The following is a 20315-nucleotide window of genomic DNA, read 5'->3' on the forward strand; positions in this document are numbered from 1 at the left end:
GGTCTCGTACTTGATGACTATGCGGCAACCCCCATCGCAGGCTCAGGCCGCAGGTGGGTTGAGGAGCACCCAGAGCCGCGCGATCCTGCCGCCGACGACTTCTGCGACGTCCATCCCGGTTACCACGACTGATCCTCCCTCCGGACCAGCTTCCCACCGCAGCGAACCCAGGCCGTGATGGCCGACTGCACGTCCTATCGGGATGAACCGGAACGTCGGACCGAACTGGTCCAGCAAGTTGCCGGCGACCGCGGAAATGGCTGCGCGCCCCTGAACGACGTTGGTCGGCTCGTACATGAGCGGCTCAGCCACGAAGAGTTCGTTCAGCGCAGCCGCGCGCCTGTCGGCATCACGCTCGTTGAAGACGCTCTCCAGGTTGGCACGCAGCAGCCCGTCGTAATCGGGCTCCGCCGGTCCTTGGCTGGCTTGGTTGGTGTCGGTCACGGAATGCCTCCATGAGTGGTCGAGCTGTGGGGTCAGTTGAACTTCACGAGGTTCAGTGCCGGCAGCGGGCCGCCGGGGAACTGGACGAGGCGGCTGCCGAGTGCGAGCGGACCAAGGTCGATGCCGAAGAAGCCAAGCCGTTCGATGAGCGTGCCCACCTGCGCCTTCGCCTCGGCGTCGTTGCCTGAGTAGAACAGCACGCGCCGTCCGCCATCGCTGGCTGGGTCGCCGGCGACCAACTGCGGCTGCAAGTGGTTGAACGCCTTGACTACCCGCGCACCTGGCACCCAGCCGGAGAAAACCTCGGACGACGAGCGGCCTCCGAGGTCGACCGGTTTGAACAGCGGCCCCTCGATGGGGTTGTTGGCGTCCACGACGATGCGCCCGCCGTACTCCGGCAGGCCCGCCAGGGCGGCTTCCAGCTTCGACCAGTTCACCGCGACGAAGACGATGTCCTTCGTAGCTGCCTCCTCGCGGGTGCCTGCCGTGATGCTCGGCCCGAGCGCAGCGACGGTCTCGGCGAGGCTGTCGGGCCCGCGGCTGTTCGCGAGCGTTGCGGGAATGGCGTGGCGGGCGAGCACCGTCGCGATGGCGCGGCCGATCTGTCCGGCGCCGATGATGCCGATGGAAGTCATGGCTCTGTCTCCTTTGGTAAGAGGTCGAGGGATCAGGCGGACTGACCGCCGTCGACGTTCAGCGTGGCGCCGGTGACGTACCCGGCGTCCGGCCCGGCCAGAAACGCGACCGCCGCCGCGATGTCCTCCGGCTGGCCGTAGCGGCCGAGCGCGGCGAGGTTCTTCAGGCTCTCGGCGAATGGTCCGTCCTGCGGGTTCATGTCGGTGTTGATTGCACCGGGCTGGACCACGTTGACTGTGATGTTGCGGGGGCCGAGGTCGCGGGCCCAGCCGCGGGTGTAGGCCGCCACCGCCGCCTTGGTGGCGACGTAGTCGGCGGCGCCGGCGAACGGAACGTGGACCGCGCCGGTGGTGCCGATGGACACGATGCGCCCGCCATCCGTCATCAGCGGTACCGCGGCGCGCACCGCCGCAGCGACGCCCTTGACGTTTACGTCGAGCTGCCGGTCGAACGCGGCGCGGTCGGCCTTTGCGTCGTCGACCATGCCGGTGACGAACACCCCTGCGGAGTTGACCAGGATGTCGAGGCGACCGAACTCGGCGTGGGCCTTCTGCACCAGTGCCTCGACCTCGCCGGCGTCGGCTTGGTCTGCCCTGATGGCGACCGCCCGCCGGCCGAGCGCCTCGACCTCCCGGACCATGTCCTCGGCCCGCTCGCGAGAGGCGGCGTAGCTGAAGGCGACGTTGGCGCCGTCGCGGGCGAGGCGGCGGACGATGGCCGCCCCGATGCCGCGCGATCCGCCGGTCACGAGGGCTACCTTGCCGGCGAGGGGGTGGGATACCTGGGTCATGTCATCGCTCCATCGCATGTTCGATGAGGATGAGGATGGATCGGGAACTCCTCCTGTTTTAGCAGCAAATGGCTTGTTATGCTTTCAACGGATCGTTGAAGGAGGTGGCATGGAGACTTTGGCCAACCTCGAAGCCTTCGTGCGCAGCGCCGAGTGCGGCAGCTTCTCCGAGGCCGCCCGGCGGCTGTCGCTGACGCCGGCCGCGGTCAGCCGAAACGTCGCCATGCTGGAGCGCAACCTTGGCGTGCGGCTGTTCCACCGCTCGACGCGCAAGCTGACCTTGACCGAGGCTGGGGAGGGCTTCCGCCAGGCGGTCGCGGGGAACTTGGATGGGCTGCAAGCCGCGATTGCCGGCGTCTCCGCGGACGGCGGCGAACCAGTCGGCACGCTCAAGGTCAGCCTGCCGCCAACTTTCGGGATGAGCCACGTCCTGCCGCTCCTGCCGGGCTTCCTGGCCCGCCATCCGCGCGTCCGGCCGGAATGGCACTTCGAGAACCGCCAGGTCGATCTCGTTGCCGAAGGGTACGACGCCGCCATCGGTGGCGGCTTCGCGCTGTCCCCCGGCATCGTGGCCCGCACCTTGGCACCTGCCCACATCATTGCTGTGGCGTCTCCGGCATACATGCGAGGTCGGGTGCCGCCCGCCGATCCAGCAGGGCTCCAAGCCTGCGACGGCATCGTCATGCGGTCGCTACAGACCGGCCGCATCCGGCACTGGACCATGCGCGACGTCGCCGGCAGCGAGATGGTGGCCGGGCAGCGGGAAAGCGTCGTCGTCAACGATCCCAGCGCGATGCGCGAGGCGGCGCTGTTGGGCCTGGGCGTCGCGCTCGTCGCGGTGCCCGACGTGCGGACCGACCTGGATCGGGGCGACCTCGTGCGCCTGTTGCCGCGATGGTACGCCGATGCCGGTGCGATCTCACTCTACTTCGCCTCGCGCGCCCACCTGCCTGCGAAGACGCGAGCCTTCGTCGATTGGGTGGGCGAGGCCTTCAAGGCGGGGCGTCTGGCCGAGCGGTTTGCCGGCAGCCTAGGATGATTCGAACGACACTTACGACGGGCCGCTTAATGGGCCACAACATGTTGACTTGATGGTCGCCCGTTTTTTGTCTCCCGCGGGCCCGGCCCGGACACGTGAGAGCTTAGGCTTTGATTCAGAATTGGATCACGCCGCAGGCGTGGCGGCGTCGTTCGCGTTTATACAAGATTGTCCATAAACCGACCTTCTAGAATCAGCCCGCCTCAGCCGTAAAGCCCGCGTCAGGGTCCTCGCAAGCGGTCATAGACAGGCGTCCATGCTCTTCGGGTGTATGCTGGGCATCAAAATCTACGAGTGCATAGTCTTGGTCTTCCTTGAAGACCTTCCCCTTCTTGTTCTACTGGGCCAGAAGGTGGATTTTCGTGAACCCCACCGCTTCGAGGTCCGGTGCGGGAATCTTCCTGGGATAGAATACTTTGCAACGCGCACCATGTAATAGGCTCATCGCCGCCTGACGATACCGTTCGTGCTGACATTTCTAAAATCTGCGGCGGATGCGTCGCGCAACTCATGCAGCCGGGTAAGGAACGTCGTAAGAGCTTGTCGATTTGCCGGCCAAGTCAGTGATGAGCTTCACGTGTTCGGCGGGGGGGCGGATATGACCAACGTACTGCTCCTGCTGGCCTACCCGATCACGTAGGCGTAGTGGGCGCTGGCGCACCTAGGAAACTTGATCCTGCATGCCTTCAAGGATCCGATCGCAATGGCAAGGATCGGTAGCGCTAAAACGAAACCCATTCGCGCAACTTACTGCACAGTAAAGCTTTGCTAAATAGGCTTGCTGCTGGCCAGCATGCATCAGCTGCCATCCTGATCTCCCAACGACCGAACGGTTTGCCTACTGTTTGAGCCTTGCGATGGCGGCTAGGGCGTCCAGCAGCGCGGCCTCAACCTGAATAACTTTGGCGAGGGCGAGGTGGTCTTGCCGGTCAACGGACACCAAGAACGCATCCAGCATCTCGGGGCAGTGCCGCACAAGGTCGCGGAAGTGGTCCCCCTTCGGTGCGCATGAACCAGCGAACCAATTCTTGACCGTTCGCTCGCGCGCACCGGTCCACCGCGCCACGAGCTTAACCGCCGAGGGGCGGCCGCCCACCGAGCGGCGCAGTACCGCAGAGACCATCTCTGCGAACGTGTCCGCATGGTCGGGTGAGAGGTTTTGGTCCGTACCGCCATGAAAAGAATTGCCCTTCTTCGGAAAAGACATTCCAGCCTCCACGCGCTCTTGTTGCATCTGGGTAACGAACCCGATGCGGGGCCGAGCCCGAACCCTTGCGGGGCGTGGCGGAATGGATCGAGAGGAAGTGGCAGGGAATACAGGGTCCCGGGGATCGACCCGAGCCGTCGCCTATGTCCGGATGTCGACCGACCCCCAGCAGTTCTCCATCGAGAACCAGCTTGCCGAGATCCGAAGGTACGCGGAAGTACGGGGCTTTGAGATCGTCAGGGTCTACGAGGATGCCGGGCGCAGCGGCCTCACGCTAGGCGGACGCGAGGGTCTCACGCGCCTGATGGCCGACGTCGCCTCGGGCTCTGCCGACTTCCAGGCGATCCTCGCCTACGACATCAGTCGCTGGGGCAGGTTCCAGGACGCGGATGAGAGCGCCCACTACGAGTTCCTGTGCTCGCGCGCCGGCATCCAGGTCCACTATTGCGCAGAGCAGTTCGACAACGACGGCACGACGAGCTCGGTCCTCCTCAAGGCGGTTAAGCGCGTTATGGCGCGGGAGCACAGCCGCGAGCTTTCGGTGAAGGTGTTCGCGGGCCAGTGCCGACTTGTCGAGAGGGGGTTCCGCCAGGGCGGCATGGCAGGCTTCGGTTTACGACGGCTGCTGGTGGACGAGGCGGGCGTTCCGAAGGGGGAACTCGTCATCGGTCAGCGAAAGAGCTTCCAGACCGACCGCGTGATCCTCGTGCCCGGGTCCGACGAGGAGGTCCGTACCGTCCGTCGGATGTATCGCATGTTCGTGGAGGACGGTCGCGGCGAGGCCGAGATCGCGGCCACACTCAACCACGAGGGCGTCCGGACCGACCTTGGGCATCCCTGGACGCGGGGCACGGTGCACCAGGTCCTGACCAACGAAAAGTACGTCGGCAACAACGTCTTCAACCGGCGATCCTTCAAGCTGAAGCAACGCCGCGTCGCGAACGCCCCCGGGATGTGGGTTCGGGCGAAGCACGCCTTCCAGCCGCTGGTGGATGAGATTTGGTTCGAGCGTGCGCGTGCCATCGTCCAGGCACGCAGCCGTCGGTACGATGACGCCCAGTTGCTCGACCTACTACGAGGCCTCCTGCAGGCCCAGGGGGCGCTTTCGGGCCTGGCCATCGACGAGCGCGCGGAGTTGCCGTCGAGCAGCGTGTACCGGCGGAGGTTCGGCAGCCTGCTGCGGGCCTACACCCTTATCGGCTACGAGCCGGAGCACGACTATCGGTACGTCGAGGTCAACCGGACGCTGCGCCGGATGCATCCGGAGACGGTCGCCATGGTGATGGAGGGTATTCGACGTGTAGGCGGATCCGCGGAACGGGATCCTGTCAGCGACCTTCTGACGGTCAACGGCGAGTTCACGGCCTCGGTCGTGATTGCACGATGCCGGGAAACGTCGGCTGGCTCCCTGCGCTGGCGCATCCGTCTGGACACCGTGCTGGCGCCCGACATCACGGTCGCGATTCGAATGGATGCCGGCAACGCGACGGTGCTCGACCACTACCTACTTCCCGGCGTGGACATGACCAACCCCCGGCTTCGCCTCGCCGAACGCAACGGCCTCTCGCTCGACGCCTACCGCTTCGAGACCCTGGACACGTTCTTCGCGCTCTGCGCTCGGGCGCCCTTCGAGGATGCGGCATGACAATTCAGACGAACCGATGCGTCCGGATGATCCCGATCGACCGGGTCACCGTCCTGAACCCGAGGATGCGCGACCGCCGCAGGTTCGAGGAGCTCGTAGAGAGCATCTCTCTAGTCGGATTGAAACGGCCGGTGACTGCGACGGTCCTACCGGATCAGGATGGCATGCCGTTCTATGGCCTCGTCTGCGGGCAGGGGCGGCTCGAAGCCTGCGTTCGGTTGGGTCAAACCGAGGTGGCCGCCATCGTGATCGAGGCCGATGAGCGCGACTGCCTTGTGATGAGTATCGTCGAGAACTGCGCCCGTCGCCACCATCGACCCGTCGACCTCCTGCACGACATCACTGGCCTCAAGGAACGCGGATACGACGAGGGACAGATCGCGAAGAAGATTGGGTGCACTCAGCAGTGGGTGAACATGATCGTCGGATTGATCGAGCGTGGCGAGGAACGACTTATCGCGGCGGTCGAGACGGGAATCCTTCCCGTCAGCGTCGCCTTGGAGATAGCTCGCTCCGACGACGAGGGGGAGCAGGCTCTGCTCGCGCAGGCCTACTCCGAGCGCAAGCTGTCGGGAGGCAAGCTGGCCAAGGCACGCCGTCTCCTCGAAGCGCGGCGTCGGAGCGGGCGCGGGCTGTCCAAGAGCGCCTACGGCCGAAAGGACGGAGTGAGGCGCCCGATGTCCACTGAGGCCTTGATGCGGATGTATCATCAGGAGGCGGACAAGAAACGGCTTCTGGTGAAGAAGGCCGAGGTCACACAGACCCGCCTCCTGTTCACGGTCGAGGCGTTGCGGGTCCTCAGATCGGACGAGAATTTCGTGAACCTGCTTCGCGCCGAGGGGCTTGCGACCATGCCGCTCGACCTTCATCAACGCCTGACAGCGAGGGCGTCATGATCGCTCCGGTTCCAACCCGCCCATTCTCCCTTGCGTTCGAGCCGGACCTCGTGAACGTGAGCCTCGCCTCGCTACTGCCGGTGAAGGCCCTGCGCCCCACGGTGAAAATCAGTCAGAAGTATACCCAGATCGCCGCGTCCGTCCGCGAAATCGGTCTCGTTGAGTCTCCCGTCGTCGCTCGCGACAGGAGGATGCCTGGCTTCTTCCTGCTCCTCGACGGACACCTGCGGGTGGAGGTTCTGAAAGACCTTGAGCGAACGGAGGTGGAATGCCTCGTCTCCACGGATGACGAGGCATTGACCTATAACCGGCGCATCAATCGCCTATCCGTGGTGCAGGAGCGGGCGATGATCGTGCGTGCCATGGAACGCGGGGTGTCCGCCGACAAGATCGCGGCGGCGCTTTGCGTCCGACCCGAAAGCGTCCGTCGAAGGGTGCGCATGCTGGACGGCATCTGCGACGAGGCCGTGTCGCTCCTGCGGGACAAGCAGTGCCCCATTGCAGTTTTCGAAACGATGCAGAAGATGAGGCCTATACGTCAGATCGAAACCGCCGAACTAATGGTCGGTGCGAACAACTACACGGTGAACTACGCCAACGCGATCCTGGCCATGACCCCGCAATCCGGTCTGGTGGACGGTGGGACGCGCAAAACCGTCAAGGGCGTGACGCCCGAGACGCTGGCTCGGATGGATCGCGAGCTCGCCAAGCTGCAGGAAGCGGTCACGTCGATCGAGGAGACCTACGGCCGTGACAACCTGGAACTAACGGTGGTGCGGGGCTACCTGTCTAAGCTACTCGGCAACGGGCGCGTCGTTCGATACCTCGTTCAGAACCGGCCGGAGTTCCTCGACGAGTTCCAGGCCATTGCCGATATCAAGGCGCCTCTGACGATCGAGGCGGCGGCCTGAACGCAGCCTTGTTCGGAACATAAATCCCCCGCGACCTCGTCGAACCGCAGGGTCGTTTGGCTCCCGGCTGCCGCCGCTGCTTAAATGACACAATAGTCCATATCGCAGCGTAGGCTATGGATCTTGTAGTAAAAAACGATAACTTAGCAGCCCTTCCCTATATATATGCAAGCAGAGAAGAGCGATTTCCCTGGCGGGAAAGCGCATTTAGCAAGCGGTTGCATAGTATTCAAAGCGGACAATTCTCTGAATTTCCAATCTTTAAACGAATAAAAGCTGACATACTACTATAGATCCAACTCGTCCGGTCGAATCGCCGTCGGATAGTCCCGAATTCCGCCGTTGATCGTCGGTATGGTGAGTTCGGCTCTGCACGTGACGCGCTTCGATGCCGATTGGCGGTCGGCTGGCCGAACGGACAAGAGTTACAAGGCAGGGGCTCGTTGCCCCTGGCCTGATCCGATTTCCCGCTTCGGGAAGCATCCTGGTGGTATTCCTCGAAGCGCAGAGCGGGATAAGCAGGCCCAACGGTGGCACCCTCAACCGGGTCATTAGAGGTCGATATTGGATGCCATCTGGGTCGCGGCGCTCGTTCGGGCGCTGACCGCGGGGACCGTTGTGGTGCTCGCATCCGTGCTGGCCGAGGTGCTCGGACCGGTCTGGGGCGCGTTGATCATCAGCCTGCCGGTCACGGCCGGGCCGGTCTACGTGTTCATGGTCATCGAACACGACGCCGCCTTCGTCTCGGCGGCGGCCCTCAACGGGTTTGCGGCGAATGCCGCCACGGGCCTGTTCCTGATCGTCTACGCCAAACGCGCCCGGGATCGAGCACTTATGTCAGCTCTCGGTCCGGCGGCGCTGGCCTGGATCGCCGCAGCCATGGCCATATCCGTGGTCTCCTGGACACCGGGAGGGGCGTTCCTGCTGAACGTCACCGTCTACGGTTCCGGGTTGCTCCTCGTCCGGCCCGCCCGACTGGGAACCCTTGCACCCAGCGCTGCCGTCGCTAGGCCGCACCCTCGTGACTTGTTGGTCCGGGCGGTCGCCGTCGCCCTGTTTGTCTCTGCCGTCCTGGCCCTCAGCGCGGCGCTGGGGCCGTCGCTCACCGGTGTCGTCGCCGCCTACCCGGTCACCCTCACGAGTACGTTCGTGATCCTGCATCGCCGCGTCGGAGGAGCTGCGATGGCACGATTGGCGGGGATCACGATCCAGGGCGTGTTTGGGTTCGGGCTGACGCTACTCACGCTGCACTTGCTTGTCCGACCGTACGGCGCCGCGGCAGCTCTCTCCGGAGGCTTCCTGGTCTCGTTGATTTGGTCTGTGGGGCTACTTCTCCTGCAGCCCCGGACACCTCGGGCCGTCTGAAATCGAGGCTTCACAGATCCCGATCGACAAAGCCGCCCGATGCTCAGCGGCTGACACGATAGCCTGCTAGGGGGACATTTTTCGACTGGGAGCAGCCAAACCGCATTCCGCCCATGTCGATCATCGAACGAACTGGCGGCTCCCGACCTACGTCGGTCGCTGGTGTAATGGGCTACAACATGTTGTTTAACGGGCCGCCCGGGGCGGGCAAGTCGATGCTCGCCGCGCGCCTGCCCTCGATCCTGCCGCCGCTGACGCCGCGCGAGCTGCTCGCGGTCTCGATGATGCAGTCGGTGGCCGGGGAGCTGAAGGAGGGGCGGCTGTCGGATCGGCGCCCGTTCCGGCAGCTGCACCATTCGGCCTCGATGGCGGCGCTCGTCGGCGGCGGGATCAACGCGCGGCCGGGCGAGGCCTCCCTGGCCCATGGCGGCGTGCTGTTCCTCGACGAGCTTCCCGAGTTCACGCCGCAGGTCCTCGATTCGCTGCGCCAGCCGATGGAGACCGGCGAGATCATGATCGCGCGGGCCAATCACCGCATCACCTACCCGGCCCGCTTCCAGCTGGTCGCCGCGATGAACCCGTGCCGGTGCGGGCAGGCGCTGGAGCCGGGCTATGCCTGCCGACGTGGCCCGAACGAACGTTGCATGGCGCAGTACGGCGCCCGCATCTCCGGGCCGTTGCTCGACCGGATCGACCTGCGCATCGAGGTCGCGGCGGTGACCGCAGCCGACCTGATCCTGCCGCCGCCGGCCGAGGGCTCGCGCGAGGCCGCCTCGCGGGTCGCGGCAGCGCGCGACCGCCAGACCGCGCGCTACGACGCCGCGGGCTTGGCCGCGGGCACCACCAATGCGACCTGCCCGGCCAGCCTGATCGAGCGGGTCGCCGCCCCGGATGCCGACGGCGCCGCGCTGATCCGCACCGCCGCCGAGAGCATGCGGCTGACCGCCCGCGGCTTCCACCGGACGCTGCGCGTCGCCCGCACGCTCGCCGACCTCGACGGCGAGCCGACGGTTCGCCGCCTCCACCTCGCCGAAGCGCTGTCGTATCGCGGGCGGGGGGAGAAGGCGGCCTCGTGAGATGGGCAACGCTGACGAGCGGAACGATGTCGCCTTGTATGGTGCCCTATATGGTACTATCCTGAGTGAAGATCCTCGAATTCATCGACGATTCCCATCGATCGCCGTTCGCCGACTGGTTCGACAGGCTCGATCCGTTCGCTGCGGCCAAGGTGACGATCGCGCTGGCACGGATCGAGAAGGGCAAACTTTCCCATGTCAAATCCGTCGGCTCGGGGGTGCAGGAATACCGGCTCGATTTCGGTCCGGGCTACCGATTGTATTTCGGCAGAGACGGCGAAACATTGATCATTCTGCTCTGCGGCGGCACGAAGCGCCGTCAGCAAGCCGACATCGATCGGGCGATCGAGAATTGGGTCGCCTACAAGCACCGCAAGGCGCAAGGACACTGATGCCGCTCACGCGCAGTTTCAAGGACACCGTGAAGGCGCGTGCCGCGCGCGATCCGGCCTTTCGGGAGGCCCTGCTGACGGAGGCGGTCGAGAGCTTCCTTGCCGGCGAGCTCGACGTCGGCAAGACGGTGTTGCGCGACTACATCCACGCGACCATCGGGTTCGACCGCCTTGCCGCCGAAACCGGCTCCTCGACGAAGAGCTTGATGCGGATGCTCAGCGCCGACGGAAACCCGACGGCCAGCAACTTGTTCTCGATCCTCGGCACCGTTCAGAAGGAAGCCGGCCTGCGTCTCACGGTGACGGCGGGGCGGTCGACCGCGTCCAGCTGATCGCAGCCTTCGCGTTGGCGCCCCGAGATCGCTCAGGGCCGCCGCTCCGGCGTCATCCGTCGAGCGCGGCGTAGCGGCGGAAGATGCCCTGCTCGTTGAACGGGATCCGGCGCGGGCTCGCGAGGTAGGCCGCGATCCGCGGGCGCACCGCGACCGTCGCGTGCAGCGCGGCCACGCGCGGATGGTCGGGGAGCCGCGCCGCCATCGCCTTCGGGAAGGCGTAGCGCAGCCCGTCGATCAGCTGGAACAGCGACAGGTCGGCGTAGCTCAGGCGATCGCCGACGAGGTGGGTGCCGTCGTTGCGGGTGAGCACGTGCTCGAACCACGCCAAGAACTCGGGGATGCGGTCGGCGCGGAAATGCGCGGCGCGGCGCGCGGCTTCGGTCGTCTGGTCCTCGTAGGCGAGGCCGGCCGCGATCGGGTGGTGGGTGTCGTGCGCCTCGGCCACCATGTCGGCGATGGTGAGCTGGATCTGGTGCGTCCAGATCCACTCGTCCTCGGCCGCGCCGACCAACCCGAGCCGCGGGCCGAGATAGAGCAGGATCGCCGCCGTCTGCCCGACGACCACGTCGCCGTCGCGCAGGAAGGGCGGTGCGAAGGCCGGGCGCGGCTCGTCGAGATCCTCCAGGATCCGCGTCAGCGCCGGCAGGCCGAGACCGTCGGTCTCCGCCTCGCGGGCGACGTCGACGTAGGCCGCGCCGGCCTCTTCCAGGGCGAGGCGCACGAACTCGCCGCGCCCCTGCAGCATCGGCCAGTAATAGAGCTCGTAGGGCATCGCCGCGCCGTCACGCGCGCGGCGTCACTCGCCCGGGGCCTCGTCGGCGGCGGCCTTGTCGGCCGGCGGCTCGGCGCTGGCGACGGTCTTGCGCTCCAGCATCGGCTGGAGGCGGAGCGCGAGCTGCTGGTCGAGATGGCGGGCGTAGGCGCCCTTGAAGAACTTGGCGCCGGTGCCGCCGCCGTAGAGGCGATCATGCGCCGCGATCATCGCGTCGACCTCGGGACGGCAGAGAAAGCCGATCACGCCGGCGGCCTGGAACCAGCGACCGGCGCGGGCGTGGTTCATCGCGCCCGGGTTGGCCATCACCGTCTCGGCGAAGCAATCGGTCGCGGCCTGCTGCAGCGGCGCCAGCACCTTGTCCGCCTCGGGCTTCGAACGCTCGCGCGCCGTGGCCGGCGCGAGGGCGAGGAGGAATGCGAGCGCACCGAGCAGCGGGGTCTTCATGGCGCGGGAAGCCTCGAACGAGTGATCGATCGAGGCGAGTATTCCCCAGGGATTTTGTCGGGAACAGGGCCGTCCGCGCCGCAGCGCACGCGCCGGGCGCGATCCTGCGCCATCGTCGCTTCCGCGTCACAGCGGCGCCCCCGCCACCGCCGCTTCGACCGCCGGTTTCGCCTGGGAGCGTCCTAGCCGCGGCGCTCGGCGTTCCAGCGGCCGCTGCATTCGGGGCCGCCCTGGGTCGACCAGGTGCCGGCGCCGGTCCCCTGGCGGCCGAGGCGCCCGACGACGTTGGCGGTCGCCGCCCCGTTTGAGATCGTCGCGCGCACCGACCCGTTGGTCGCGACCCGGCCGCTGATCGCGAAATCGCCGCCGGGATAGCTGGCCTCGCCGCGCTGGATCCGCACGCCGTAGCGATAGGCCCGGTCGCAGATGCCGGATTCGGTGATGACCTCGATGCTCCAGTTGCCGTCGTAGCGATCGGGGATCTGGACCTTCTTCCGGGCCGCGTCGGCGGGGCTGAGGCCGGAGGCTGCGAGGATGAGGAAGGCGGAGGCCAGCGTCAGTGCTTTCATCGGATCCCGATCGGGCGAGCGTGTCGAGTGCCCGGCACGCACCGCGCGGGCGTGCAGGCATGTCCGCTTCGAAACACGCGACGGCCGGATCGGTTGCCGATTTCCCCGCTCAGGCGCGGGCGGCCCGCCTCAGGGCGTCGTTCAGCAGCGCCAGAAGGTCGCCGCCGGCATGGAGGAAGCCGTGGACGCCCGCCGCCGCGAGCGGTTCGGCGAGATCCGCCCCCGGCTTGCCCGCGAGGTAGATCGTCCCGGCGCCGGCCGCCGCCAGGGCCTTCGCCGCGGAGACGGCGCGGGCTTCGTAGACGGCGTCGGAGGAGCACAGGCAGGCGGGCGCCGCACCCGAGGCCTTGAACGCCTCGGCGAGGCTCGCATCGTCGGGGAACCCGTCGTTGCTCAGCGCCTCGATGCCGCCGGCGGCGAAGGCGTTGGCGGCGAAGGTCGAGCGGGCGTTGAACACCGCGACCGGGCCGAGATTGGCCAAGAACACCTGCGGGCGCTTCCCGGTCTTGTCGAGGAAGCCGTCGGAGGCGTCGCGCAGGGCCTCGTAGGGCTCGGCAAGCCGCTGCGACGGCAGGGCGTCGCAGGCGACCGCCGTTCCGCTGCCGAAGCTCGCCGCCGGGGGGGCGGCGACGGGCGCCACGTCGAGCACCGCGACCGGCTTCTCGGCGAGGTAGGGGAATTCGGTGGCGCCGGTCAGCGCCTCGCGCCGCGTCGCGACGTTCTTCGCCCGCGTCTCCCGGGTGATCTCGATCCGGCGCTGGAGCTTGCCGACGCTGAGCGAGGCGACGATGCCGCCCTCGCGCTCGATCGCCCGGAACGCCTCCCAGCCGGCCTCGGCCAGCTGCGCGGTCAGGCTCTCGAAGCCGCCGGCGCCGGCGGCCGGATCGGCGACGCGGGCGAGGTTCGATTCCTCGATCAGCACGATCTGGCTGTTGCGCGCCACCCGCCGGGCGAAGGCGTCGGGGAGACCCAGCGCCTGGGTGTAGGGCAGGGCGGTGACGGCGTCTGCGCCGCCGAGCCCGGCCCCGGTCGCCGCCATCGCGGTCCTCAGGATGTTCACGAAGGGGTCGCGCCGGGTCATCATCCGCCACGCGGTCTCGGCCTGGAGCCGCAGCGGCTTCGGAGCGAGCCCGCAGGCCTGCTCGATGCGGGCCCAGAGCCGGCGCATCGCCCGAAACTTCGCGATGGTGAGGAACTCGTCCGCGTCGGTCACGAGCAGGATCCCGACCGCGTCGCGGGCCCGTTCCAGCGACACCCCTTCCGCCTCCAGCACCCGGAGATAGGTCACGGCCGTGGCGAGCACCGCGCCCAGCTCGGCCGCCTCGCCGGCGCCGGCCTCGTGATAGGGCCGCCCGTCGGCCAGGAGCGCGCGCCCGGTGAAGCCGGCGGCGTCGAAGTCCTTCACCGCCTGCCCGAGCTTCGGCGCGATCTCGGACCACACCGCCCCGAGGCTGCCCGAGGCGGCAAGCGTGCCCACCGGATCGATGCCGAGGTCGAGGTCGCAGGCCGACAGGTCCTCGCCGCGCGCCTTCGCCAGCTCGACCACGAGGCGGGCCGCCTCCAGCCCGAGCGGGCCGGCGTCGACGCGCAATCCGATCAGCGGCAGCATCACGCCGGCGAGCGCGGCTTCCAGCTCTTCGACCGTGCGTGCGGTCAGGCCGTAGCCGTGGGCCGCCGGCGCGCCGGAGAACACCAGGGTCAGCGCATCGGCGCCGCCTTCGAGGTCGGCCAGCGCCTGCCGGTTCGCCTGCTCGATCTCGGGATGGTCGACCCGCTGGGCGATGCGCCACGGGCCGGCCGCGCGGACCGGCTGCGGCACGGGCTCGGCCGCCTCGTAGAGCGGCTCGATGCGCAGGCCGTCCGCCGTCTTGGAGACGAGGCGCTTCTCGTAGTCGGCGCCCTTCAGAACGCCCTCGACGAGGCCGAGCCAGCGCGCGCGGGTCGCGGGCTCGAAGAGGTCGGCAAGCGGTCTGTCTTCCATCGCGGAGGGCCTTCAAACGGTGCCGGGACGCGGGTCTTTCGCCCGCTCTCCCCATCCGTCTGCCCTCGCACGGCCCCGCTGGCGAGGCAATCGACGGCGGCGACCGTATTTTTTATCCAAAGATGATCAGGCCGGCGAAGCCCGCCGAGCCGACGATGATGCGCCACCACGCGAACAGCCAGAAGCCGTGGCGGGAGACGTAGTCGAGCACCGTCCGCACCACGACGAGGGCCGAGACGAAGGCCACCACGAAGCCGATGACGATCAGCCCGACGTCGTCGCCGTTGAGGTTCTTGTAGTTGTCGAGCAGGTCCTTGGCGAAGGCGCCGGCCATGGTCGGCATCGCGAGGTAGAACGAGAACTCGGTGGCGGAGCGCTTGTCGGCGCCCATCAGCATCGCGCCGACGATGGTGGCCCCGGAGCGCGACACGCCCGGGATCATCGCCAGGCACTGGAAGATGCCGATCTTCAGGTCCATCGGCAGGGTGAAGTCGTAGACGTCGGTCTTCTTCACCTCGAGATCGGTGTCGTCCAGGACGAGCAGCACGAGCCCGCCCGCGACCAGGGTCGCGCAGACGATCCACGGGTTGAACAGGTAGGCCTTGATCACCTTCGAGAACAGGCCGCCGATGATCGCCGCCGGCAGGAAGGCGAGGAGGATGCCGAGCACGAACCGGCGCGCCTGCGGGTCGTTCGGCAGGGCGAACGCGATGCCGAGCAGCCGGCGGAAATACACCGCCAGGATCGCCAGGATCGCGCCGAGCTGGATCAGCACCTCGAAGGTGTTGTTGGGCGAGTGGAACCCGATGAAGTGCCCGACCAGGAGCTGGTGCCCGGTGGAGGAGACCGGGATGAACTCGGTCGCGCCCTCGACGACCGCGAGCACGACCGCCTTCGCGATGCTCATCGCATCCATCATCGCAGATCTCGCATCATCGCTGGTCTCGACCGTTCGCGCCGCGCCGGCCGGCGACCGGCCTGAGGGAGTGGGATCGCCGCCCGCGGCGGGACGCCTACAGGCTTCGCCGACGATGGTGAACGAGCGGTTACCGCGTTCCGTGCGGCGTGTTAATGAGGCGGCAACGATCGAGCAATCATGATCATCCCACGCTCGGTCCCGCGGGTGTCCCGTGCGGCGCGTCCCGCCGGCCCTTTTCAGTCCGACAACGGCCTCGATGGCGACGCTCTATCACTTTCCCTTCTGCGCCAACTCGCGCTTCATCCGCCTTGTCCTGGCCGAGATGGGCCTGGAGCCGAGCCTCGTCGAGGAGCGGCCCTGGGACAGGCGCGACGAGTTCCTGCTGATCAACCCGGCCGGCACCACGCCGGTGCTGATGGAGCAGGGCGGCCTGGTCGTGCCCGGCGGCGGCATCATCGCGGAATACCTCGACGAGACCCGCGGCCTCGGCCTCACCGGGCGCCGGCTGATGCCGGACCATCCGGCCGAGCGGGTCGAGGTGCGCCGGCTGATGGACTGGTTCCTGGTCAAGTTCGAGGCGGAGGTCACGGGCTACCTCGTGACCGAGAAGATCGCCAAGCGCTTCATGACCAGCGCCACCGGCGGCGGCCCGCCGGACATGAACGCGATCCGCGCCGCCCGCACCAACGTCCGCTACCACCTGAAGTACATCGGCTACCTGATGGCGCGGCGCCGCTGGATCGCCGGCGACCACCTGACCTATGCCGACCTCGCCGCCGCGGCGCACCTGAGCTGCGTCGACTACCTCGGCGACGTGCCGTGGGACGAGGACGAGACCGCGCGCGACTGGTACGCCCGGGTGAAATCGCGGCCCTCCTTCCGCGCGCTGCTCGCCGACCGGGTCGCGGGCATGCCGCCGGCCGGGCATTACGCGGACCTGGATTTCTGACCGACCGCCGCATCTTCGCAGGCCGGGACCTGCGCCGCCTCGTCGAGGCCCGCGCCCGCCACCTGGGCTTCTGCGACCTGCAGGTCACCCGCCCGGAGGCGGTGCCGGAATTGCCCGGACGCCTCGCCGCGTGGCTGGGCGAGGGCGCCCACGGCACGATGGGCTGGATGGAAGACCGCGCCGACCAGCGTGCATCGCCCAAAACCCTGTGGCCGGGGGTGCGCAGCATCATCGTGCTCGCCACGAACTACGGACCGGAGACCGACCCGCTCGATCTGCTCGCGAAGAAGGATCGCGGCGCGATCGCGGCCTACGCCCAGCGCCGCGACTATCACGAGGTGGTGAAGGGCCGGCTGAAGGAGCTCGGCGGCTACCTCTCAGCCAAGGGCGACGTGCGGGTGAAGGTGTTCTGCGACACCGCCCCGGTGATGGAGAAGCCCCTGGCCGCGGCGGCCGGTCTCGGCTGGCAGGGCAAGCACACGGTGCTGCTGTCGCGCGATCACGGCAACTGGCTGCTGCTCGGCGCGATCTACACCTCGGCCGACATGGAGCCGGACGCGCCCGAGCCCGACCATTGCGGCTCGTGCCGCGCCTGCCTCGACATCTGCCCGACCAACGCCTTCCCGGGCCCCTACCGGCTCGATGCGCGCCGCTGCATCTCCTACCTGACGATCGAGCATGCCGGCCCGATCGCCGCGGAGTTCCGAACCGCCATCGGCAACCGGGTGTTCGGCTGCGACGACTGCCTCGCCGTTTGCCCCTGGAACAAGTTCGCCCGCGTCGCGCAGGACGCGCGCATGGCCGCCGATCCCGGCCTCGACGCGCCGCCGCTGGCCGAGCTCGCCGCCCTCGACGACGCCGCCTTCCGCAGGCGCTTCGCCGGGACGCCTGTGAAGCGCACCGGCCGCGACCGCTTCCTGCGCAACGTCCTCATCGCCGTCGGCAACTCGGGAGACCCGGCGCTGGCGTCCTCCGCCGTGCAGAACCTCGCGGACCCGGCCGCGATCGTGCGGGGCATGGCGGTCTGGGCCTGCGGCAGGCTTCTCGGCGCCGCGGCCTGCCGTCCCCTTTACGAACGCCACGGGCTCGGCGAGACCGATCCGGACGTTCGGGCCGAGTGGCGTGCCGCGCTCGACCCGCCCGCGGAGATGCCATCATGACCCTGTTCGTCTTCGGCCTCGGCTTCTCGGCCCGGCGTTTCTCGGAATGCGCGCGCGGCCGGTTTCCCCAGATCGTCGCGACGGTGACCGAGCCGGACAAGGCCCGCGCGATCGAAGCGGAGACCGGGCTGTCGATGAGGGCCTTCGGCCCCGAGGCCGACGACCCGCGCATCCCCGCAGACCTCGCGGCGGCCGACGCGCTGCTCGTCTCGGTCCCGCCCGACCGCGACGGCGACCCGGTGCTGCGGCGGTTCCGCGACGACATCGCCCGGAGCCGGATCGGCTGGATCGGCTACCTCTCGACGATCGGCGTCTACGGCGACCAGGGCGGCGCCTGGATCGACGAGACCGCGCCGGCGACGCCGAAGAGCGCGCGCTCGCAAGGGCGGCTGGCCGTCGAGAACGCGTGGCGGGCGCTCGGCGCCGAGACCGGCAAGGCGGTGCAGGTGTTCCGGCTGTCGGGCATCTACGGCCCGGGCCGCAACCCGATCGTGAAGCTGCGCGACGGCCGATCCCAGCGCATCGTCAAGGCGGGGCAGGTCTTCAACCGCATCCACATCGACGACATCGCCACGACGCTGCTCGCCTCGCTCGACCGGCCGCGCAACGGCGCGGTCTACAACGTCACCGACGACGAGCCGGCGCCACCCCAGACCGTCACGGAATACGCCGCGGCGCTCACCGGCCTGCCCCTCCCGCCGGAGGTCGACTTCGAGACCGCCGACCTCTCGCCGATGGCACGCAGCTTCTACGGCGAGAACAAGCGCGTGCGGAACCGCCTGATCCGCGCGGAACTCGGCGTCGACCTCGCCTTCCCGACCTATCGCGAGGGGCTGCAGGCCTTGAAGGACGAGGCGGCCGGCTGACGGAGCCGGCCCACCGTCACGGGCGCGGCGGCACGTGCGCGTCGAGCCAGGCGGCCAGCCATGCGGCCACGTCGAGGCTGTTCCTGTCCTGCATCAGCATGTGCGAGTTGCCCGCCATGCCGACGTCGGGCAGCAGGACCAGCTCCGCCTTGCCGCCGGCCTTGTTGGCGGCCTCGACGAAGGCGCGGCAGAGTTTCAGACGCGGGGCCCAGCGCGGCACGCGCTCGACGTAGTCGCCCCACAGCACGAGGATCGGCAGGTCCCTGTAGGGTGCCAGGTCGTCCTTGGCCGGATCGGGGCAGGCGGCCGGCTCGATCGCCACGAGGCCGCGGATGCCGGCGCGATCGAGCGCGGCGGTCTGGAACGGGTAGATGCCCGATTGCGAGTGGCTGATCAGGATCGCGCCGTCGAGCCCGGTTTTCTCGATCGTCTTGGCCAGCTCGGACAGGGCCGGCACGGTCGGGTTCGGGGTCGGCAGGGTCGCGGCCCAGTCGGCGACCATCTGCTTCCAGAACTCGGCCTGCGCCTCCAGCGGGAACTGCATCCCGGGAAACACCTCCGGATATTTCGGGCCGAAGCGGAAGATCGCCCAGGCCGGCTCCTGGCCGGCCGACACCACCGGCGGCAGCGTCTCGGGCGCCGCCTGACCGGTCTTCACCGCGTTGATCCTGGACGGGTCCACCGCCGAGCGGCCGCGACCGGCCTGGTCGATCACGTAGGTCGGGAACCCGGTGCGGACGAAGAACTCGTCCCAGCCCATGCGCCCGTCCGGCGTCGTCTCCCAGGTCTTGCCCGTGAGGCAGCAGCCGTGGATCAAGACGATCGCCGGGCGCTTGGCCTCCACCGGGATCTGGTAGCGCACGTAGACCTGGTCGACGCTGATCGTGCCCGAGGGCGCGTAGGCCGGCAGCGTCGAGAGGGTGTCGGAGGCGACGCTGCGGCCGCCGACGAAGAAGCTGCCCTGCCGGGCGATCGTCAGCGGCCCTGCGGGCTCGGCCGCCGCGGCGGGCGGGGCGAGCAGGCTCCCGATCAGGGCGATGGCGGCGAGACGCCGCGGCGGCGTCGTGTTGTCCTCGGACATGCGGTTCCCGGTTCCCCGCGGCGCCGTCTTCCGTGGCGCCGCAGCCGGAACCTAGCACCGCCGCGCCCGCCGGCATCAACCGGAAGGTGCGGCGGCGCGACGATCAGGCCGAGAGTTCACGCTCGACGCGGGCCGCGGCCTCGGCCGGCACGTCGAGCGCCTCGGCCAGCATCTTGAGGAACTGGCGCTCCTGCATCGTGTCGAGGTCGATCGCCAGGGCCGCGGCGGCGTAGATCCGGGCGGCGGCGTCGGAATCGTCGACCGCGTCGGCGATCTCGTCGATCTCGGCCGGGTTGGCGAGCTCGCGCTCGAGCCAGGCGCGCCCGTCGCGATCGATGCCGGCCGCCGCGACGGCCTCGTCGAGCCGGCGCCGCTCGGCCGCGTCGACCAGGCCGTCGGCCACGGTCGCCGCCACCATCGCGCGCAGCATCAGGCGCGCCTCGTCCTCCGGCACGTCCTGGAACGCCGCCGTCTGCGCCTCGTCCGGCTTGCCGCCGCGCAGCGCCCGGAAGGCGAGGCCGCCGATCAGCGCGAGGCCGCCCAGGGCCGCGCCGGCCAGGGCGCCGCCGCGCGCCTTGACGAGGGCGTCGACGATCGACTTCGCGTCGACGGACTTCTTGGGATCAACGGGCAATTTGGCGTCGGCGGTTTTGTTCAGATCGGGCATCGCGGGCTACTCCGAACGCGGGCGGGGATCGGACCGGCAACGACCGGACGGGGCCAAGGTTCATCGGCATCTTCCGTCGCGCCGGTGGCGGTTGCCGGATTCGGGCGAGGCGGCGATAGAGGGCGGCACCAGCCGATGGCGCTCCTTCCCCGTCCCCTAAGCCGAGAG

General features: G+C 68.4%; 21 protein-coding genes and 1 pseudogene. 11 read left to right on the forward strand and 11 right to left on the reverse strand.

The features are described 5' to 3' along the window. Positions 1 to 42: 42 nt before the first annotated feature. From MKK55_RS12310 to MKK55_RS12320, 3 genes are read right to left on the reverse strand one after another with little or no spacing between them, the layout of a single operon-like run. Positions 43 to 444 carry a nuclear transport factor 2 family protein gene (locus MKK55_RS12310; RefSeq protein ID WP_243934952.1) on the reverse strand — a complete coding sequence of 134 codons (402 nt, stop codon included), beginning with the start codon at positions 442 to 444 and terminating at the stop codon, positions 43 to 45. 32 nt (positions 445 to 476) lie between these two features. Further along, positions 477 to 1079, reverse strand: coding sequence for an NADPH-dependent F420 reductase (locus tag MKK55_RS12315; RefSeq protein WP_243934953.1), 603 nt, complete (start codon positions 1077 to 1079; stop codon positions 477 to 479). Between the two features lie 32 nt (positions 1080 to 1111). Continuing rightward, the gene (locus MKK55_RS12320; protein ID WP_243934954.1) at positions 1112 to 1870 is read right to left on the reverse strand and encodes a 3-oxoacyl-ACP reductase family protein; all 759 of its coding nucleotides are present in this window, start codon (positions 1868 to 1870) and stop codon (positions 1112 to 1114) included. A 109-nt stretch (positions 1871 to 1979) separates the two neighbouring features. On the opposite strand from MKK55_RS12320, the gene MKK55_RS12325 reads away from it, so the two are divergent. After that, positions 1980 to 2909, forward strand: a complete 930-nt coding sequence (locus MKK55_RS12325) for a LysR family transcriptional regulator (RefSeq protein WP_243934993.1) — start codon at positions 1980 to 1982, stop codon at positions 2907 to 2909. An 838-nt stretch (positions 2910 to 3747) separates the two neighbouring features. Here the strand turns inward: MKK55_RS12325 and MKK55_RS12330 are convergent. Then, positions 3748 to 4116, reverse strand: a complete 369-nt coding sequence (locus MKK55_RS12330) for a hypothetical protein (protein ID WP_243934955.1) — start codon at positions 4114 to 4116, stop codon at positions 3748 to 3750. A gap of 82 nt (positions 4117 to 4198) precedes the next feature. Between MKK55_RS12330 and MKK55_RS12335 the strand changes: the two genes are divergently transcribed. The 7 genes and pseudogenes from MKK55_RS12335 to MKK55_RS12365 all read left to right on the forward strand — a co-directional run bounded on the left by MKK55_RS12335 (position 4199) and on the right by MKK55_RS12365 (position 10733). After that, a complete protein-coding gene (locus tag MKK55_RS12335) occupies positions 4199 to 5761 on the forward strand; it encodes a recombinase family protein (protein WP_279596147.1) in 1563 nt (520 codons plus the stop codon). Between the two features lie 26 nt (positions 5762 to 5787). Continuing rightward, positions 5788 to 6657 (forward strand): plasmid partitioning protein RepB C-terminal domain-containing protein, encoded by an 870-nt coding sequence (locus tag MKK55_RS12340; RefSeq protein ID WP_243934959.1) that lies wholly within the window; start codon positions 5788 to 5790, stop codon positions 6655 to 6657. Further along, entirely contained in the window at positions 6654 to 7568 is a 915-nt protein-coding gene (locus MKK55_RS12345) for a plasmid partitioning protein RepB C-terminal domain-containing protein (RefSeq protein WP_243934961.1), read from the forward strand. The genes MKK55_RS12340 and MKK55_RS12345 overlap by 4 nt, the downstream gene beginning before the upstream one ends. 564 nt (positions 7569 to 8132) lie before the next feature. Then, entirely contained in the window at positions 8133 to 8933 is an 801-nt protein-coding gene (locus MKK55_RS12350; protein WP_243934963.1) for a hypothetical protein, read from the forward strand. A 107-nt stretch (positions 8934 to 9040) separates the two neighbouring features. Next, positions 9041 to 10009: pseudogene (locus MKK55_RS12355) on the forward strand (YifB family Mg chelatase-like AAA ATPase); the annotation flags it as partial. 65 nt (positions 10010 to 10074) lie between these two features. Then, positions 10075 to 10401 carry a type II toxin-antitoxin system RelE/ParE family toxin gene (locus tag MKK55_RS12360; RefSeq protein WP_243934964.1) on the forward strand — a complete coding sequence of 109 codons (327 nt, stop codon included), beginning with the start codon at positions 10075 to 10077 and terminating at the stop codon, positions 10399 to 10401. Continuing rightward, positions 10401 to 10733, forward strand: coding sequence for a DNA-binding protein (locus tag MKK55_RS12365; RefSeq protein ID WP_243934965.1), 333 nt, complete (start codon positions 10401 to 10403; stop codon positions 10731 to 10733). Before MKK55_RS12360 ends, MKK55_RS12365 begins: the two co-directional genes overlap by 1 nt. 52 nt (positions 10734 to 10785) lie before the next feature. Here the strand turns inward: MKK55_RS12365 and MKK55_RS12370 are convergent, their stop codons facing one another. From MKK55_RS12370 to MKK55_RS12390, 5 genes are all read right to left on the reverse strand, one after another. Then, on the reverse strand, positions 10786 to 11508 hold the full coding sequence (locus MKK55_RS12370) for a glutathione S-transferase family protein (RefSeq protein WP_243934966.1): 723 nt from the start codon (positions 11506 to 11508) through the stop codon (positions 10786 to 10788). Positions 11509 to 11532: 24 nt separating this feature from the next. Further along, positions 11533 to 11955: a hypothetical protein gene (locus MKK55_RS12375; protein WP_147843604.1), complete on the reverse strand. Its 423-nt coding sequence runs from the start codon at positions 11953 to 11955 to the stop codon at positions 11533 to 11535. 182 nt (positions 11956 to 12137) lie between these two features. Next, a complete protein-coding gene (locus MKK55_RS12380; protein WP_243934967.1) occupies positions 12138 to 12524 on the reverse strand; it encodes a hypothetical protein in 387 nt (128 codons plus the stop codon). Between the two features lie 109 nt (positions 12525 to 12633). After that, complete coding sequence (locus MKK55_RS12385; protein ID WP_243934968.1) at positions 12634 to 14505, reverse strand: methylmalonyl-CoA mutase subunit beta; 1872 nt, start codon at positions 14503 to 14505, stop codon at positions 12634 to 12636. A gap of 112 nt (positions 14506 to 14617) precedes the next feature. Next, a complete protein-coding gene (locus MKK55_RS12390) occupies positions 14618 to 15421 on the reverse strand; it encodes an undecaprenyl-diphosphate phosphatase (protein WP_147727639.1) in 804 nt (267 codons plus the stop codon). Between the two features lie 259 nt (positions 15422 to 15680). On the opposite strand from MKK55_RS12390, the gene MKK55_RS12395 reads away from it, so the two are divergent. Genes MKK55_RS12395 through MKK55_RS12405 form a run of 3 tightly spaced genes read left to right on the forward strand, consistent with a single transcriptional unit; the run spans position 15681 to position 18399 of the window. Further along, a complete protein-coding gene (locus MKK55_RS12395; RefSeq protein ID WP_147727635.1) occupies positions 15681 to 16373 on the forward strand; it encodes a glutathione S-transferase family protein in 693 nt (230 codons plus the stop codon). Positions 16374 to 16402: 29 nt separating this feature from the next. Beyond that, positions 16403 to 17533 (forward strand): tRNA epoxyqueuosine(34) reductase QueG, encoded by a 1131-nt coding sequence (gene queG, locus MKK55_RS12400; protein ID WP_279596152.1) that lies wholly within the window; start codon positions 16403 to 16405, stop codon positions 17531 to 17533. Next, positions 17530 to 18399, forward strand: coding sequence for an SDR family oxidoreductase (locus MKK55_RS12405; protein ID WP_243934971.1), 870 nt, complete (start codon positions 17530 to 17532; stop codon positions 18397 to 18399). The genes queG and MKK55_RS12405 overlap by 4 nt, the downstream gene beginning before the upstream one ends. Before the next feature lie 16 nt (positions 18400 to 18415). Here MKK55_RS12405 and MKK55_RS12410 read toward each other — a convergent pair whose 3' ends face one another. Together MKK55_RS12410 and MKK55_RS12415 are read right to left on the reverse strand one after the other, a co-directional pair. Continuing rightward, positions 18416 to 19480, reverse strand: coding sequence for an esterase (locus MKK55_RS12410; protein ID WP_243934973.1), 1065 nt, complete (start codon positions 19478 to 19480; stop codon positions 18416 to 18418). 103 nt (positions 19481 to 19583) lie between these two features. Continuing rightward, positions 19584 to 20147, reverse strand: a complete 564-nt coding sequence (locus tag MKK55_RS12415; RefSeq protein ID WP_147843403.1) for a DUF533 domain-containing protein — start codon at positions 20145 to 20147, stop codon at positions 19584 to 19586. Between the last annotated feature and the right edge of the window lie 168 nt (positions 20148 to 20315).

Origin of the sequence: Methylobacterium sp. J-059 (assembly GCF_022829485.1) — a bacterium.
In the GTDB taxonomy this organism is placed as follows: domain Bacteria; phylum Pseudomonadota; class Alphaproteobacteria; order Rhizobiales; family Beijerinckiaceae; genus Methylobacterium.